Source organism: Amycolatopsis sp. NPDC039088, from assembly GCF_055598845.1.
On the sequence record NZ_JBVKAE010000017.1, the window covers coordinates 23,197 to 38,360 of the forward strand.

General features: G+C 68.6%; 12 protein-coding genes. 9 read left to right on the forward strand and 3 right to left on the reverse strand.

Going from position 1 to position 15,164, the window contains the following annotated elements:
* Positions 1 to 9: 9 nt before the first annotated feature.
* The gene (locus tag ACZ7KI_RS22060) at positions 10 to 1,377 is read left to right on the forward strand and encodes a 3' terminal RNA ribose 2'-O-methyltransferase Hen1 (RefSeq protein ID WP_470274985.1); all 1,368 of its coding nucleotides are present in this window, start codon (positions 10 to 12) and stop codon (positions 1,375 to 1,377) included.
* A complete protein-coding gene (locus ACZ7KI_RS22065; RefSeq protein WP_470274986.1) occupies positions 1,374 to 3,866 on the forward strand; it encodes a polynucleotide kinase-phosphatase in 2,493 nt (830 codons plus the stop codon). Before ACZ7KI_RS22060 ends, ACZ7KI_RS22065 begins: the two co-directional genes overlap by 4 nt.
* A 72-nt stretch (positions 3,867 to 3,938) precedes the next feature.
* Here ACZ7KI_RS22065 and ACZ7KI_RS22070 read toward each other — a convergent pair whose 3' ends face one another.
* Both ACZ7KI_RS22070 and mca read right to left on the reverse strand, forming a co-directional pair.
* On the reverse strand, positions 3,939 to 4,283 hold the full coding sequence (locus ACZ7KI_RS22070; RefSeq protein WP_470275125.1) for a hypothetical protein: 345 nt from the start codon (positions 4,281 to 4,283) through the stop codon (positions 3,939 to 3,941).
* 38 nt (positions 4,284 to 4,321) lie between these two features.
* A complete protein-coding gene (gene mca, locus ACZ7KI_RS22075; RefSeq protein ID WP_470274987.1) occupies positions 4,322 to 5,221 on the reverse strand; it encodes a mycothiol conjugate amidase Mca in 900 nt (299 codons plus the stop codon).
* A gap of 145 nt (positions 5,222 to 5,366) precedes the next feature.
* On the opposite strand from mca, the gene ACZ7KI_RS22080 reads away from it, so the two are divergent.
* The 3 genes from ACZ7KI_RS22080 to ACZ7KI_RS22090 all read left to right on the forward strand — a co-directional run bounded on the left by ACZ7KI_RS22080 (position 5,367) and on the right by ACZ7KI_RS22090 (position 7,408).
* Positions 5,367 to 5,822: a DUF4307 domain-containing protein gene (locus ACZ7KI_RS22080; RefSeq protein ID WP_470274988.1), complete on the forward strand. Its 456-nt coding sequence runs from the start codon at positions 5,367 to 5,369 to the stop codon at positions 5,820 to 5,822.
* Positions 5,823 to 6,021: 199 nt separating this feature from the next.
* Complete coding sequence (gene greA / locus ACZ7KI_RS22085) at positions 6,022 to 6,522, forward strand: transcription elongation factor GreA (RefSeq protein WP_470274989.1); 501 nt, start codon at positions 6,022 to 6,024, stop codon at positions 6,520 to 6,522.
* Between the two features lie 82 nt (positions 6,523 to 6,604).
* Positions 6,605 to 7,408 (forward strand): MBL fold metallo-hydrolase, encoded by an 804-nt coding sequence (locus ACZ7KI_RS22090; protein ID WP_470274990.1) that lies wholly within the window; start codon positions 6,605 to 6,607, stop codon positions 7,406 to 7,408.
* A gap of 726 nt (positions 7,409 to 8,134) precedes the next feature.
* On the opposite strand, the gene ACZ7KI_RS22095 is transcribed toward ACZ7KI_RS22090, so the two are convergent.
* On the reverse strand, positions 8,135 to 8,608 hold the full coding sequence (locus ACZ7KI_RS22095) for an Lrp/AsnC family transcriptional regulator (protein WP_470274991.1): 474 nt from the start codon (positions 8,606 to 8,608) through the stop codon (positions 8,135 to 8,137).
* A gap of 122 nt (positions 8,609 to 8,730) precedes the next feature.
* Between ACZ7KI_RS22095 and hppD the strand changes: the two genes are divergently transcribed.
* From hppD to ACZ7KI_RS22115, 4 genes are all read left to right on the forward strand, one after another.
* The gene (gene hppD / locus ACZ7KI_RS22100; protein WP_470274992.1) at positions 8,731 to 9,930 is read left to right on the forward strand and encodes a 4-hydroxyphenylpyruvate dioxygenase; all 1,200 of its coding nucleotides are present in this window, start codon (positions 8,731 to 8,733) and stop codon (positions 9,928 to 9,930) included.
* 202 nt (positions 9,931 to 10,132) lie between these two features.
* Complete coding sequence (locus ACZ7KI_RS22105; RefSeq protein WP_470274993.1) at positions 10,133 to 10,675, forward strand: YbaB/EbfC family nucleoid-associated protein; 543 nt, start codon at positions 10,133 to 10,135, stop codon at positions 10,673 to 10,675.
* A 33-nt stretch (positions 10,676 to 10,708) separates the two neighbouring features.
* Positions 10,709 to 11,023 carry a type VII secretion target gene (locus ACZ7KI_RS22110; RefSeq protein WP_470274994.1) on the forward strand — a complete coding sequence of 105 codons (315 nt, stop codon included), beginning with the start codon at positions 10,709 to 10,711 and terminating at the stop codon, positions 11,021 to 11,023.
* Complete coding sequence (locus tag ACZ7KI_RS22115) at positions 11,023 to 15,159, forward strand: hypothetical protein (RefSeq protein ID WP_470274995.1); 4,137 nt, start codon at positions 11,023 to 11,025, stop codon at positions 15,157 to 15,159. Before ACZ7KI_RS22110 ends, ACZ7KI_RS22115 begins: the two co-directional genes overlap by 1 nt.
* Positions 15,160 to 15,164 lie beyond the last annotated feature (5 nt).

The following is a 15,164-nucleotide window of genomic DNA, read 5'->3' on the forward strand; positions in this document are numbered from 1 at the left end:
ACTCACCCGGTGCTGCTGACCATGACGACCACCCGCGCGCCCGCCACCGACCTGGGCTTTCTCCTGCACAAACATCCGGAGAAGGCACAGTCGTTCACGCTCTCGGCCGGGATGGCGCACGTCTTCTACCCGGAGGCGTCGGGTGACCGCTGCACGGTCGCGCTGCTGGTCGAGATCGACCCGATCGACCTCGTGCGCGGCGGTGGGACGTCGTTGACCCAGTACGTCAACGACCGGCCGTACGCGGGCGGCTCGTACCTGGCGGTGGCGCTGCGGGCGGTCTTCACCACGGCGCTCGCCGGCCGGTGCGCGAACCGGCCGGAGCTGGTCGACGAGGCATTTCCACTGGAGATCCGGGTGCCTTCGCTGACCGCGCGTGGCGGCACCGAGGTCGTGCACAAGCTGTTCGAACCACTCGGCTGGCAGGTCGAGACGAAGACCATCCCGCTCGATCCCGAATTCCCGCAGTGGGGCGATTCCCGTTACGTCGACCTCCGGCTGACCGGGACCCTGCGAGTCGTCGACGCGTTGCGGCATTTGTACGTCCTGCTGCCCGCACTCGACGGTGACAAGCACTACTGGGTCGGCCATGACGAGGCCGACAAATTGCTGCGCGCCGGTGAAGGGTGGCTCGCGGGACATCCGGAACGGGACCTGATCACCAACCGCTATCTCGAACGGCGGCGCCCGATCGTCTCGTACGCGCTCGATCGCCTCACCGAGGACGACGACGTGCCTGCCGAGGCCGAAGCGCTGGTCACCGAACTGCCGGACCGGCCCGAACCGCTGGCCGTCCAGCGGCACGGGAGCGTACTCGCGGCGCTGAGGGCAGCGGGCGCGCGACGGGTGCTCGACCTCGGCTGCGGGAGTGGCGCCCTGCTGCGCGTACTCCAGAAGGATCCGTCGTTCACGGAGATCGTCGGCGTCGATGTGTCGGCGAGCGCGCTCGACATCGCGGAGAAGCGACTCAAAGACAAGTCGCGGATCACGTTGCGGCAGTCCGCGCTGACGTACGCCGATCCAGCACTGGCCGGATACGACGCGGCGGTGCTGATGGAGGTGATCGAGCACGTCGACGAGGAACGCCTGCCCGCGCTGGAGCACGCCGTGTTCGGCGTCGCCGCACCGCGGACAGTGCTCGTCACCACGCCGAACGCCGAGTACAACCGGCACTTCGAATTCCTCGAAGAGGGCCGGTTCCGGCATGCCGACCACCGTTTCGAATGGACCCGCGAGCAGTTCCGCTCGTGGGCCGGAAGTGTCGCGGCGCGGTACGGCTACGAGGTCCGCCACCTTCCGGTAGGACCCGAGTCCCAAGAATCAGGACCACCGACCCAACTGGCGGTCTTCACGTCTCAGAAGGAGGCCGTGGCATGAAGCTGACCATTCCCGACATGTCCCTCGTCGTGCTCGTCGGGGCCTCCGGCTCCGGCAAATCGACCTTCGCCCGGACGCATTTCGCGCCGACGCAAGTGCTTTCCAGCGACTACTTCCGCGGCTTGGTGGCCGACGACGAGAACGACCAAAGCGCGTCGGCCGCCGCTTTCGACGTGCTCCACTACGTCGCGGCGAAGCGGCTCGAAGCGGGCCGGGTCACCGTGATCGACGCGACGAACGTCCAGCGCGCGTCGCGGGCGAGCCTGCTGAAGCTGGCGAAGGAGTACGACGTCCTGCCGACGGCGATCGTGCTGGACTTGCCGTCGAAGGTCTGCCAGGAACGCAACGAGTCCCGGCCGGACCGCGACTTCGGCGAGCACGTCATCCGCCGTCAGCGCGGCGAACTGCATCGGTCGCTGAAGTCGTTGGAACGTGAGGGTTTCCGCCGTGTCCACGTGTTGCGGAGCGAAGCCGAGATCGCCGAGGCGGAGATCGTCGTCGAGCCGCTGCGCAACGACCGCCGCGAGCTGACCGGGCCGTTCGACGTCATCGGCGACGTCCACGGCTGCCGCGAGGAACTGGAGGAACTGCTCACCGAGCTGGGTTACGTCGACGGCGTGCATCCCGGCGGTCGCACCGCGGTCTTCGTCGGCGACCTCGTCGACCGCGGCCCCGATACGCCGGGCGTGCTGCGCCGCGTGATGGCGATGGCCGAGGCGGGCAGCGCGCTGGTCGTCTGCGGGAACCACGAACAGAAACTGGTCCGCGCGCTGAACGGGCGCAAGGTGCAGGTGACGCACGGGCTCGCGGAGTCACTGGAGCAGCTTTCCGCGCAGGACGAGGATTTCCGCGCGAAGGCGCAGGCCTTCTGCGAAGGGCTCATCGCGCACTACGTCCTCGACGGCGGCAAGCTCGTCGTCGCGCACGCCGGCCTGCCCGAGAAGTACCACGGGCGCGCGTCCGGCCGGGTGCGGAGCACCGCGCTCTACGGCGACACCACCGGCGAGACCGACGAATACGGCTTGCCGGTGCGGCTGCCCTGGGCTCGCGACTACCGCGGCAGCGCGATGGTCCTCTATGGACACACGCCGACGTTGGAACCGGAGTGGGTCAACGGGACCATGTGCCTCGACACCGGTGCCGTCTTCGGTGGGAAGCTGACCGCTTTGCGTTACCCGGAGCGGGAAGTCGTCTCCGTCAAGGCGAAGAAGGTCTGGTACGAACCGGCGCGTCCGCTTCAACCGGAGCGGCCGCTGGGCGGACGTGAACCCGCGGTGCTGGAATTGGGCGACGTCACCGGAAAGCGGATCATCCAAACCGTGCATCACGGTCGCGTCGGGGTTTCGGCCGAGCAGTCGGCGGCGGCACTCGAGGTGATGAGCCGCTTCGCCGTCGACCCGCGCTGGCTGCCGTACCTGCCGCCGACGATGGCGCCGTGTTCGACGTCCACTTCGGACGCCTACCTCGAACATCCCGAGGAGGCTTTCGCGGAGTTCCGGGCGGCGGGTCTCCAATCCGTGGTCTGCGAAGAGAAGCACATGGGCTCACGCGCCGTCGTGCTCGTCTGCCGTGACGAGGACGTGGCTCCCGCCCGGTTCGGGATCCAGGGTTCCGGCGCGGTGTACACGCGCACCGGGCGGCCGTTCTTCACGCCCGAGCAGAACGCGCGACTGCTCGACGGTGTGCGCGAAGCAGCGTCAGAACTGTTCGAGGAACTGGACACCGGCTGGTTGCTGCTCGACGCGGAGCTGCTGCCGTGGAGCGCGAAGGCGGGTTCACTTATCTCGAGCCAGTACGCGGCTGTCGGCGCGGCGGCCCAGGCCGTGCTGCCCGCCGCCGTCGCTTCACTGGACGCCGCCGCCGGTCGCGGGGTCGACGTGTCGGAGCTGCTGACGCGGACACGGCTTCGTGAGTCCACTGTGGACGCGTACCGGCAGGCGTACCGGCGTTACTGCTGGCCGACCGACGGCCTCGACGGCGTCCGGCTCGCGCCGTTCCAGCTGCTGGCGTCGGAGGGCCGGTCGTACCACGACCGCCCGCACGAGTGGCATCTCTCGCTGCTGGACCGGCTCACCGGCGACCTGTTCACGCGCACGCGGACCCTCTCCGTCGACACCACCGACCCGGCGTCGGTGGCGCGCGGCGTCGCATGGTGGCTGGAGCTGACCGGCGCTGGCGGCGAAGGCATGGTCGTCAAACCGGCGGCGAACCTGACCCGCGGCACGCGCGGACTCGTGCAGCCGGGAGTGAAGGTGCGCGGACGCGAGTACCTGCGGATCATCTACGGGCCCGACTACACGCTGCCGGAAAACCTCGAACGGCTTCGCAAGCGCGGGCTGAACCGGAAGCGGGCGCTGGCGCTGCGTGAGTACGCGCTGGGGCTGGAGGCGCTGGAGCGGCTCGCGCGCGGGGAACCGCTGTGGCGGGTGCACGAGTGCGTGTTCGCCGTGCTGGCGTTGGAGTCGGATCCGGTCGATCCGCGCCTCTGACCCGCTTCGCGCGCGCTATGAAAGGTCCTTTCCTGGCAAATTTTGCGAGGAAAGGACCTTTCATAGCAGCGCTCAGTCGGACTTGGCGGCCGGTTTCTCCGCCTTCACGGCGGGCGCCTCGGCGGCCTTCGCCTCGGGCGCCTCGTCAGCAGACGTCTCTTCAGCAGAAGCGGGAGTCTCCGAAGAAGTGGCGGGTTCGTCGAAACTCTCCGGCAGCCGCTTCAGGTGCTTGGTCATCGACCGCACCAGCAGCGCGACGGCGATCAGGAACAGGATGAGGATCAGGAACCCCACCGGTGAGGACTTGCCGAAGTCCTCGCCCTGGCCGCCGTTGTCGCCGTTGCCGGGCTGTTGTGCCAGGAACTGCGACGCCGCCGTCACGGGAACGACGGCGAACGCCGGCACCGAGACTGTGATCATTACGCCTCCGCGGGAAAAATTACGTCGGCGTGCATTCAGCCCACCTTCTCCTTCAAACCGGCGAACAGATCGTCCTCCGGCAGGGTGCTGTCCACCAGTGAGCGGACCAGCTCGTACTCCTCGGTCGGCCAGACCTCGCGCTGCAGGTCGCGCGGGACGGCGAACCAGCGGCTGTTCGGGTCGATCTGGGTGGCGTGCGCCTTGAGGGCCTCGTCACGCTGCTCGAAGTAGTCGCCGCATTCGACGCGGGTGGTCACCCGTTCCATGACGTCGGCCTTCTCCGGATCCCACGACTTCAGCCACTCCTCGTACGGCGACTCCAGGCCGCGCGCGAGCAGCGCCTCGTGGAAGGTCGTCATCCTGGCGCGCGAGAAGCCGTGCACGTAGTACAGCTTCAACGGCTGCCACGGTTCGCCCGCGTCCGGGTAGCTCTCCGCCTCGCCGGCGGCGTCGAAGGCCGCGACCGAGATCTCGTGCGTGCGGATGTGGTCGGGGTGCGGGTAGCCGCCGTTCTCGTCGTAGGTGACGATCACATGCGGGCGGAAGTCGCGGATGACCTTCACCAGCGCACCGGTGGACTCCTCCAGCGGGATGACCGCGAATGAGCCCTCCGGGACCGGGGGCAGCGGGTCGCCTTCGGGCAGTCCCGAGTCGATGAAGCCGAGCCAGGCGTGACTCACGCCGAGGATCTTGGCCGCGCGGGCCATCTCCTCCCGGCGGATCTCGGTCATGTTGGCCACGACTTCGGGACGGTCCATGGCGGGGTTCAGCACACTGCCCGCTTCGCCACCGGTGCAGGTCACGACCATGACCTCGTGCCCTTCGGCGGCGTACCTGGCCAGTGTGGCGGCGCCCTTGCTCGACTCGTCGTCGGGGTGCGCGTGCACCGCCATCAGGCGGAGGCGTGACTTCGGCGGTTCCTCGGCTAGCACCATGCTCCGAACGTCCCCTTCTCGTTCCGTATTCCCCTGCGACCCTGCCTGACGGCCCGCGCGGCGGGACGCGGATACTCGAGGGGAACCACTCGCATACGGCTCCATTGTCCCTGCGAGCACGACGACACCAACCGGGAGGCCCGGGTTGAGCACGGGACAGGATGCTCCCAGCGCGGAAAGCACCCGGACGGACCTGCCGGAAGGCCGGTACGGCAAGACCCGCGACGCGCGGCCCGTCCGCTGGCGGCGCCTGGTGTTCGGCGCGATCGCGCTGCTGGTCAGCGGTGGTATCGCCTACGTCGCGTACGTGAACTTCGGCAGCGCGCCCATCGAGGGCGAACGCGTCGCGTTCAAAGAGGTGTCCGGCGACGCGATGGAGATCACCATCAACGTGACCAGGGACGATGTGAACCGTCCTGGAGTCTGCGTCGTCCGCGTCCGTGACAAGGCCGGGGCGGAAAGCGGCCGCAAAGAAGTACTGATTCAGCCTGGTTCGAAGAACAGCCGGGTGACGACCACCATCAAGAGCATCGGAAGGCCGGTCACGGCTGATATCTTCGGGTGCTCATACGATGTACCACGGTACCTGTCAAGGCCATAGCGGCCAACGGGGTGAAACGGGCGCCCAACGCCGAGGCGCGACCGAATTCGACCGGCGGCGATGCCTCGCGCCGTGTTACTCTGATCTACCGGCACGGCCCAAGACGGGCCGTGTTTTTCCTTTATCTCAGCCAGACCGGCGCGCCATGTCGGCCTGGTGGCCGGCTTGTACACCCAAGCCTGGCAGGCCCTACTAGGAGATGGTGACCGTGAGCGACACAAAGGTGACCTGGCTGACCCAGGATGCCTACGACAGGCTCAAGCAGGAACTCGACCACTACATCGAGCTCCGCCCGGTCATCGCCGCGAAGATCAACGATAGCCGGGAAGAGGGCGACCTCAAGGAGAACGGCGGCTACCACGCCGCCCGCGAAGAGCAGGGCCAGCACGAGGCCCGCATCCGCCATCTCCAGGAGCTCCTCCGCTCGGCCAAGGTGGGCGAGCCGCCCGCCAACGATGGCAGCGCGGGACCGGGCAAGGTCCTCACCGTGCGCTACGACGGTGACGACGAGGACGAGAACTTCCTCTTGGCGACCCGCGAAGAGGGCACCGAGGGTGGGCTGGACGTCTACTCGCCGGAGTCCCCGCTCGGCAAGGCGCTGCTCGGCGCCAAAGAGGGCGAGACCCGCGAGTACGAGCTGCCCAACGGCAGCATCCAGAAGGTGACGCTCGTCAAGGCCGTTCCTTACACCGGCAAGTGAGCACACCGCGCGCCCGGCCCGATATGGCCGGGCGTGCATATGGGCCGTTAGCGTGACCCCCGGATTATTCTGGAGGGAAACGATGAGCGAGCTACCGATCTGTGTCGCCTGTGGCATGCAGTACGCGGAACCCCGGTCCGACTGCCCGATCTGCGAGGACGAACGTCAGTACGTCCCGCAGGCGGGGCAGCGGTGGACCGACCTGAAGACCGTGCGCGAGAGCGGGACGTACACCGCGCGCGTCGAGGAGCAGGGCCCCGGTCTCATCGGGGTCGGGTCCACCCCTAACTTCGCCATCGGCGAGCGGGCGCTGCTGGTCAAGGCCGAATCCGGCAACTTCCTGTGGGACTGCGCCGGCTTCATCGACGACGACCTCGTCGCGCGGGTCCGCGAACTCGGCGGGATCACCGGGATCGCGATCAGCCACCCGCACTACTACACCACCATGGTCGAATGGGCCCACGCCTTCGACGTGCCCGTCTACCTGCACGAGAACGACCGGCAGTGGATCGGCAGGCAGGACCCGGCCATCAAACTGTGGAGCGGCGCGACCCTCGACGTCGCGCCCGACCTGCGGCTGCTCAACCTCGGCGTGCACTTCGACGGCGGGACGGTGCTGCACTGGCCCGGTGGCGAGAACGGCCGCGGCGCGGTGCTCGCGGGCGACATCCTGCAGGTCATCCCCGACCGCCGGTTCGTCGGCATGATGTACAGCTACCCGAACCTGATCCCGGAGCGCCCCGAGGTCGTCCGGCGCGCGGCCGAGATGCTCGAACCGTACGCGTTCGAGGCGATCTACGGCGCCTGGTGGGACGCGATCATCCGCACCGACGGGCACGCGGCGGTCCAGCGGTCGGCGAAGCGGTACCTGGGCCAGGTCGGCTAACACTCGTGAGTGGTAAGGACGGTTCTAACCGCCCCGTCTCTTAAGTACCTACTCGTGGCCTGGGGCCTTGTCCGAGTGAAGTCCGTGAAGGCCTCCTTCCCTACCTTGAGCGTCAGCGTTCCGGCAGAGTCGCATAAGTGCTGGTCGGCTGCACCTCTATAGCGGGACAAGACGAACGCGTCGTGGTGGACACGGCGGGAGCGGGCCCACGCAAGGGGCCTCACCCAGGTCCGGACTGTCCATAAGGGACACTTCTCGGGACAAATGTGCCCGATTTGGGCATCTTGCACTGTTTCGCGTGGCTGGATGGATGGCGCGTGTGATCAGACGGAGGACACGTGTGACTGGGTGGATGACACGCGGGAGCGGCAGGTTTCGTCGCGTGTCGTCCGGCTGGACACGCGTGTTCTCCGTTCACTCACGCGTACCCTCCGTCGGATCACGCGTGTCGCCCGATGGCAGGCACCTAAGACACAAGTGGCCCTCCACCCGAACCGCCACTCACGCCATTCCTCCGAAACCGCACCTGCAGCCCCGCGGCATCCAGAATCAGGCCTGCCCTACCTCGGCTCGATCAAGCTCTACCTCGACTTTGCCGGGACCCTGACCTGACGGTAGGGAAGGAGGCCTTCACGGACGGGGGCCCTCAAGGGGGCCTTCACGGCACAGCCGCTACCGAACTCGCCGTAGATACCTGAAACACTTTCGCCCCCTACCCACTCGCCTTCAGCTCCGGGCCAGCCGTTCCAGCAGCGGCCGTACGCGCGGCGGAACCGGCGTCGACAACGCGATCGACGTCGAGGTCCGCCGCACGTACGGCGCGCCGACCACCTCGTCGACCACCCGTTGCAGGTCGTCGTTGTCGCGCGCCACCATCCGCACGAAGAGGTCGCCCTGCCCGGTCGTCGCGTAGACCTCGCACACCTCGTCGATCGCGGACAACGCCGCCACGACCTCGGCCCGGCGCCCCTGCGCGATTTCGAGGACGGCGAACGCGGTGAGGCCGTAGCCCATCGCCGCGAGGTCGAGTTCCGGCGGGAAACCGCCGAGGATCCCGCGTTCGGTCAGCCGGTCCAGCCGTGCCTGCACGGTCCCCCGCGCGACGCCGAGACGACGGGCGCATTCGAGCACGCCGAGCCGTGGCGAGTCGGTGAGCAACAGCAGCAGCCGCGCGTCCAGCGCGTCGAGGTTTTCCGGCATCGCCCCTACCTCCTACACAGGTTGTCCACTATGACAGCGCCACCCCCGCCATCACTGGGCATAGTGTGCAGCAAAATCTTTGACCATTGCACATTTTGTCACGCGCTCGGATGCTTCTGGGCATGACGCACACAATGGAACCCCAGGGTGCTCTTGACGACGTGAGCTATGACCAGCTGCGTCAGCTCGTCGGCCTCGTCGACCACGATTCTTCGACCGACCCGTTCCCGGTGAAGTCGATGGACGCGGTGGTGTTCATCGCGGGCAACGCCACGCAGACCGCGTGGTTCTACCAGGTCGCGTTCGGTATGCGGCTCATCGCCTACTCCGGACCCGAGACCGGGAACTTCGAGCGCAAGTCGTTCGTGTTGAAGTCCGGCTCCGCCCGCTTCGTGATCACCGGTGGCGTCAAGCCCGACTCCCCGCTGCTCGACCACCACCGCCGCCACGGCGACGGCGTCATCGACCTCGCGCTCGAGGTCGCCGACGTCGACAAGTGCATCGAGCACGCCCGCGCGCAGGGCGCCACCGTCCTGGAGGAGCCGCACGACGTCTCCGACGACCACGGCACGGTGCGGATCGCCGCGATCGCGACCTACGGCGAGACCCGCCACACGCTGATCGACCGGTCGAAGTACACGGGCGTCTACCTGCCCGGCTACGAGCCGCGCGAGAGCAAGATCGTCCGTCCCGAGGGAGCGCCGAAGCGGCTGTTCCAGGCCGTCGACCACTGTGTCGGCAACGTCGAGCTCGGCAAGATGGACTACTGGGTCGACTGGTACCACCGTGTCATGGGCTTCGTGAACATGGCGGAGTTCGTCGGCGACGACATCGCGACCGAGTACTCGGCGCTGATGAGCAAGGTGGTCTCCAACGGCAACCACCGCGTCAAGTTCCCGCTCAACGAGCCCGCGATCGCGAAGAAGAAGTCGCAGATCGACGAGTACCTCGAGTTCTACGGCGGCGCGGGCTGCCAGCACATCGCGCTGGCCACCAACGACATCGTCACGACGGTGAAGGCGATGCGCGCGGCGGGCGTCGAGTTCCTCGACACCCCGGACTCCTACTACGACGACCCGGAGCTGCGCGCGCGGATCGGCGAGGTCCGGGTGCCGATCGAGAAGCTCAAGGAGCACCGCATCCTGGTCGACCGCGACGAGGACGGCTACCTGCTGCAGATCTTCACCAAGCCGATCGGCGACCGCCCGACGGTGTTCTACGAGCTCATCGAGCGGCACGGTTCGCTCGGTTTCGGCAAGGGCAACTTCAAGGCCCTCTTCGAGGCCATCGAGCGTGAGCAGGAACGCCGCGGCAACCTCTGACCCCGGCAGTTCGCAGGCGCGAAAGGGCTCTTCATCGCATTTGGTGCGGTGAGGGGCCCTTTCGCTGCGTGAGCGACCCGACTTTGTCGGCCCGGGGTGGTACACCGGACAAGCACTTAAAATCTCAGCGCTCCCCGGAACCGGTGGCGTCTTCGGACCGTCAGTGTGAAGACGTCAGCATGCAGCTTGTGGAAGGGTCCCGATGCCGGACAACGTCGACGCCAGCGAACAGATGGTGGACAACTGGACGAAGCAGATCCAGGAGACCGCCGCGCGCTATCAGGCGATGGCGGCGCGGATGCAGGGACAGACCGTGACGGAGCGGTCGAAGGACAACACCGTCGAAGTGACCATCGACGCCAAGGGCCTGCTCACCAATCTGGTCATCTCCGAAGCCGCGAGCGGCAAACGGATGGCCGAGGTCTCGGCGCAGGTCATGCGGCTCGTGCAGCTCGCGCAGTCCCGGATCCCCGAACTGCTGCAGCAGGCGATGGCCGAAACGGTCGGCACGACCGACGAGACGGCGAGCCGCGTGATCGCGGAAGCCCAGAGCACCTTCCCCGAAGCGCCGCCGGAGGAGGAACTCGCTCCGCCGGAGCCCGAGCGGCACCACCGCTTCGGCCCCGAAGAGGAGGAGCCCCCGCCGCCCGCCTCGTCCGCTCCGCCACAGCCGAAGCCGATCCCGCGCCGCCGCCGCACGCAGGACGACGATGACGACGAATTCGGCGGCAGCATCCTTTCGTAGACGTTCCATCCGGCCGGGTAGAGGGGAGACACCATGGCAGGCAAGGGTTACGAGCTCGGCTCCGACCTCGACGCGCACGCGAAGCAGATCGACGGCATCGCCGACGGACTGCGTACCGCGGTCGACGCCGCACAACAGGTGAGCATGCCGACCGACGCGTACGGCATCATCTGCCAGCCGTTCCGGATGATGCTCGACCCGGTCGAGGAATTCGGCATCAACGCGCTGACCAAGGCGGTCGAAGCCGCGACGGCGGTGGCGAACAACGTGCGGTCGGCGTCCAACGCCTATCACGCGCAGGACGAGAACTTCGCCGCGGAGCTGAAGAACGTGCAGGTGCCTGACTGATGCCCGAGGGAAATCCGCTCGTCGCGAAGGCGCCGACAGACGGTGACGGCCCCGGCCCCTTGACGGCCGGAAACAGCGAATACGGCTACGCGGCGGGTATCGGCGTCGCCGAGTCGGCCATGGACGCCTTCAACGGCATCTCGAACGGCGACTGGGTTGGCGGCGGGCTCGGCGTGCTGAGCCTCGCCGGCGAGATCGCCAGCGCGGCGATCGACCCGTTCGGCTACCTGATGTCGTCGGTGGCGTCGTTCCTGATGGAACACATGCAGCCGTTGAAGGACATGCTGGACGCGGTGGCAGGCGATCCGCCGGTGATCCAGTCGTACTCCGAAACCTGGGGCAACGTCGCCAAGAAGCTGGAAGACACCCAGGTCGAGTTCTCGAACACGGTCAAGAACGGCACCTCCGGCTGGACCGGCGAAGCGGGCGACCAGTACCGCAAACAGGCCGCGGAGCAGGCGGAGGCGATCGGCGCGGCGGCGACCGTCGCGGGCGGCATCAGCACCGTCGTGATGATCTTCGGCGAGATCGTCGCGTTCGTCCGCGAATTCATCCGCCAGCTGATCGCGGACGCGGTCGGCAAGCTCATCGCGTGGGTCATGGAGACGGTGTTCTCCCTCGGCTTCGGCACACCCATCGTGGTGGCGCAGGCCGTCACCGCGATCGCGAAGTGGGCCGCGAAGATCGCCGACAAGCTCAAGGAACTGTGCGACGCGATGCGGCGCGTCTCGCCGCTGCTCGGCAAGCTGGTCGACGTCTTCGAGAAGATCATCAAGATCTTCGGCAAGATCGCGGGCAAGATCACCGGCCTCGACGCGCTCAACCCCAAGAACATCAAGCCGGGCGGCTTCGTCCAGCGCGGCGGCCGCGGCGGCGGATCCGGCGGACCCGACGGCGGTGGCACGGGATCCGGGAACGGTCCGGACGGCGACGGTTCCGGCAGCGGATCCGGCGACGGCTCGAACGGTTCGGGCGACGGTTCCCACGGCTCGAACGGATCCGATGGCGACTCGGGCGGTTCGGGCGACTCCGGCCGGTCCGGTGACGGCTCCGGCGATTCCGGCTCGAACGGATCGAACGGTTCCGACGGTTCCAGCGGCGACTCCCCGTCGAGCACCGGCACCCGCGGCGGCGAGGGTGGCGGCTCACCGTCCACAAGGGACAGTAGTGGCTCCCCGTCCCGTTCGGACGGTGGATCCCCCGGCCACGCGGGCGATGGCGACGCACCGTCCACATCGGACGGAAACCTCGGCAGGACGCCGGACGGCGGTGGCTCGTCGCCGCGCTCCGGCGGCGGCACTCCCGCTCACACCGGCGACGGCGGTTCCCCCAGTTCCGCCCGAGCCGACACCTCGGCTCCGCACACCGGGTCCGACGGCGGTTCTCCGGCCAACACCGGCGATTCCGGTACGCCGAACCGCGCGCCGGACGGCGGTTCGCCGAGCCCGGCCCGCGCGGACAGCGGGCCCGCGCCGCAGACACGAGCCGACACCGGTGGCTCCCCGAGTCACACCTCCGACGGCGGCTCACCCGCCTCCACACCGCACACCCGCACCGACACCGGCGGCTCACCGAATCACACCCCCGACGGCGGCTCACCCGCCTCCACACCGCACACCCGCACCGACACCGGCGGCTCCCCGAGTCACACCCCGGACGGCGGCTCACCGAGCCCCACGCGCGCGGACACCGGCGGTTCGCCCAGCCACACCGGCGACGGCGGCGGTTCGCCCCGGACACACGGCGGTGACGGCGGTGGTTCGCCCACCCCGCGTTCCGACCCGTCGCCCGGCCACCACGGCGGCAACGACGGCGGCAGCCCCACCCGGCCGACCGACAGCTCCACCACGACCAGCGGGACAGCGCCCACGGCGCCGCGGCTCGGCGACGCCGGCCCGTCACACGTGCCCTCGCAGCGCGGCGGCACCGGTGGCGACGGTTCGCCCAGCGTCCCGCCGCAGGGTCAGCCGGTGGCCGGCGGCATGCCGCCCCAGGGCGCGCCTGGCGGCGGTACTCCCGGCGGGACCCCGGGTTCGCCCGGTGGCAGGCCGCCGGGTGGCGGTTGGACCGGCACGCCCGGTTCGCCGCGCACCCCGGACACGCAAGCCCCGCGCACTCCCGACACCCACACCGGCCCCAGCCGGGGTCCCGGCCAGACCGGTCCCGGTGGGCGGCCGAACCAGCCCCATCAGCCGCAACCGGTGGCCCGTGGCAACGACTTCGGCCCCGGCGCGCAGCCGCACACCGGCACGCCGGGCACGCACGGCCCCGGCTCCCGGCCCGGCGGCACCGGTCCCGGCAACACCGGACCGGGCGGCCGCGGCCCCGGCGGCCACTCCGGGCCGCCGCATTCGCCGGACGGCCACGGTCCCGACGGGCACGGCCCGCGCCAGGACCCGAACGGTCATCCCGACGGCTCACCGCATGACCGCGGCCCCGACGGCGAACCGGACCGGCCGCTGACGCCGGACGAGGTGAACCAGCGGCATTCCGAAGGCACCCCCGCGGGTAGCTCGTATCACCGCGGAGACCCGGACATGGGCGACCTGCCGCACCGCGTCCAGCCGGACCCGGACGGCCGCTACACGGTCGACGTGCACGTCACCCCGGACGGGCACGCCCGGATCGGCAATCGCACCTACACCCCCGAGGAATTCGCGGACATCCTGCGCCGCAACGGCGATTACGACGGTCGCCCGATCAGGCTGATCGGCTGCGACGCCGGCTCGAACGACTTCGCGCGCCGTCTGTCCCGGGAACTCGACACCGAGGTCATGGCGCCGAGCAAGCCGGCGTGGACCGACTCGAACGGGCGTGTCTTCTCGTCCGACTACGAGATCGGGCCCGACGGCCGCCCCCGGCCCAAGATCCCGCCGAACGGCGAATGGGACGTCCACAGCCCCGACGGCACCGCCCGCCGGGCGAGCGACGACGGCTTCACGCCGGACACCTCGCACGCGGACAAGCAGGACGTGGACGCCGACAGCGCCCGCAGCCGCGGCGACGGCGACGACGAGGGCCAGCCAGGCTGGCAGGACAAGCCGGACGAGAACGGCCGGACACCGCGGCAGAAGATCGCCGACGAGAAGTACATCAAGGCGAACTACTACGAGTATCCCGGCAAGGACGGCCCTGAGCTGCGGATCAACCCGCGCCGTAGTGTCAACAACCCCGACTACGACGCGAATCCGCCGCAGGTCGACCTGGTCAACGGCCAGCCGAGGTTCAAGAGCGAACGTCCGCCCGCCGAATTCCAGGGCTTCGACAAGGACCGCTCGGACAGCTTCCCGCCGAAGCGCGAGGACAAGCCGGAGACGGGTTCGGATGGTCAAGACGGGGACTCGCGGAGTCCGTCCCAGCAGGACCCCTCTTCGGACGTTCCCGACCAGCGCGCACCGGGCGAAGACGTCGACACGCGGAACTGGCGGGAACGCGACTACGACCGGATCGACGAGAAGATCGAGGAACGGCGCCTCAAGCAGGACGACTTCGACAAGACGACCGAAGGGACCGACGAATGGTCCAAAGCCTTCGGCGAGAAGAACCACGCTTCGGAAGTACTGGGTGAGGAGGCTTCGAACCACGCCATCCGAGACCGCCTGCACCGTGACTTCAGCGCGTCCTTCCCCGACGAACAATTCGACGTGCGACCCCATCCGGACGCCCCGGAAGGAAGTCAGCGCTACCAGATCGTCGACTCGAACGGTGAGGTCCGCGCCGACATCACCCCCCGGCACCCGACCGACGGCAGCAAGCCGGGAGCGGGCAATTTCGACCACATCTGGGAGGTCAAGTACGCCGGCGTCAAGGACCCCCACTACGTCGTCCACGAGGCGAAAGGGCCGGGCGGCAAGCCCAGCACGCGTTACCTCAAGGCCGAAGACCGCGTTGTCCGGCAAGGACATCCGGACTACTACGACGACCTCGTGGCCAAGACCAGGAAAACGGATCCGGGCCTCGCCGACGACCTGGAGCGCGCGAAACTGGAGAAGCGGCTCGACTACATCGAGATCAGGGCGCAGGTCGACGAGTCGGTCACCCCGCATGTGAACCTCGGATACGATTTCAAGCCGTACGGCGGGTTCGGCTATAAATCGCCGCTGCCCGAGCCGCCGCCGACGCCGAACGAGGGATGAGACTC

Bases quoted from the DNA above. Each gene is read 5' to 3' on its own strand.
- ACZ7KI_RS22065 (WP_470274986.1), top strand. From the start codon at position 1,374: ATGAAGCTGACCATTCCCGACATGTCCCTCGTCGTGCTCGTCGGGGCC.
- mca (WP_470274987.1), bottom strand. From the start codon at position 5,221: ATGGTGCTAGCCGAGGAACCGCCGAAGTCACGCCTCCGCCTGATGGCG.
- greA (WP_470274989.1), top strand. From the start codon at position 6,022: ATGGTGACCGTGAGCGACACAAAGGTGACCTGGCTGACCCAGGATGCC.
- ACZ7KI_RS22090 (WP_470274990.1), top strand. From the start codon at position 6,605: ATGAGCGAGCTACCGATCTGTGTCGCCTGTGGCATGCAGTACGCGGAA.
- ACZ7KI_RS22095 (WP_470274991.1), bottom strand. From the start codon at position 8,608: ATGCCGGAAAACCTCGACGCGCTGGACGCGCGGCTGCTGCTGTTGCTC.
- hppD (WP_470274992.1), top strand. From the start codon at position 8,731: ATGACGCACACAATGGAACCCCAGGGTGCTCTTGACGACGTGAGCTAT.
- ACZ7KI_RS22105 (WP_470274993.1), top strand. From the start codon at position 10,133: ATGCCGGACAACGTCGACGCCAGCGAACAGATGGTGGACAACTGGACG.
- ACZ7KI_RS22110 (WP_470274994.1), top strand. From the start codon at position 10,709: ATGGCAGGCAAGGGTTACGAGCTCGGCTCCGACCTCGACGCGCACGCG.
- ACZ7KI_RS22115 (WP_470274995.1), top strand. From the start codon at position 11,023: ATGCCCGAGGGAAATCCGCTCGTCGCGAAGGCGCCGACAGACGGTGAC.